The sequence below is a fragment of the Peribacillus sp. NPDC060253 genome (genome assembly GCF_042727425.1).
In the GTDB taxonomy this organism is placed as follows: Bacteria; Bacillota; Bacilli; order Bacillales; family DSM-1321; genus Peribacillus.
On record NZ_JBHXAS010000291.1, the window covers coordinates 1 to 1,037 of the forward strand.

Here is a 1,037-nt window from a genome sequence, read left to right on the forward strand (position 1 = left end):
CAGTAATAAAGATATAGATAATATTGATGATGATAAGCGAACTTCCCCTTCGGGAGAAGATTCAACTGTACATAACGAAAAATCTATAAATTTAATCATTAGTAATTTTCGAGCATCTACCAAAGATGAATTATCTGGTAGAAGCTTTAATGCTATCGTTCGGAAAGTTGTAGATAAATATAATCAAGGGAAAATTAATAGTTTCAGAGATTACTTAATTACAGCATTAGCAAATAAAATTGAAGAATTGGAATTACGACGTGCTAAAGATAAAGCTAAAGAAGAATTGAAAGCGAGCCAGCAATTGAGGATCCAAAATAGAAAACAAAAATTAGATCAACTTCCAACAAGAGAAAAAGTACCGTTTTATAACTGGTTAGAAGAGTAACCGACAATTAATAGATATTTCAAGGCTCTAAAATGGCTTCTAGGGCGTTTTAAACTCGTTTTGGTATAAAAACAAGGGGTAAAAGCGAAAAACGCTAAAATACCCCCTTAGAAGCTTTTTAAAGCATATTTAACGACTTCGATTATGCTCTGGTTGATTATGTGAACGTGCAATTCTCTCATTTGCAGCAGCAAGCTTCTGAATTTCTTTTCCTGCTGCTTTAATAGAATCGGAATTTGTTACAAATGTGTTGGATTGCTCTTGATAGTCAGTAGTTTCCCGATCTTTTTTGTGAATACTAATACAGCCAAATTCTTTTTCGTAGCTGATTTTATAAAGTTTCCTAGTTGCTCCACCCAAGTATAAATTAATTTCATTTTGATTATTTTCAATATCTTTATAGGTGGTTCTTGGGAAGGTTTTCTGGAACATACGGAACATGGCTTCTACTTCCGATTGATTTTTTAATTCAATCTGTTTTTCGATTTCGGCCTGTTCTAGCTTGATTTGTTCTTTTTTCTTGATTTCTATACGCTTGGCTTCATCTTCGGCTGCTTTTAAGTCTTGAATAGTATTTGCTTTGATCTGTTGTTTTTTCTCTTGTGAATTTTGAATTGTTTCTTCAAAACCATCATTTTTAGGAATAGAA

1 protein-coding gene and 1 pseudogene are annotated in these 1,037 nt (G+C 32.5%); one reads left to right on the plus strand and one right to left on the minus strand.

What is annotated here, in order from left to right; genetic code table 11:
- Positions 1–388: pseudogene (locus ACFWE9_RS27085) on the plus strand (hypothetical protein); the annotation flags it as partial.
- A 129-nt stretch (positions 389–517) separates the two neighbouring features.
- Here ACFWE9_RS27085 and ACFWE9_RS27090 read toward each other — a convergent pair.
- The coding region (locus ACFWE9_RS27090; protein ID WP_377359696.1) for a hypothetical protein at positions 518–1,037 on the minus strand (520 nt) is incomplete at its 5' end.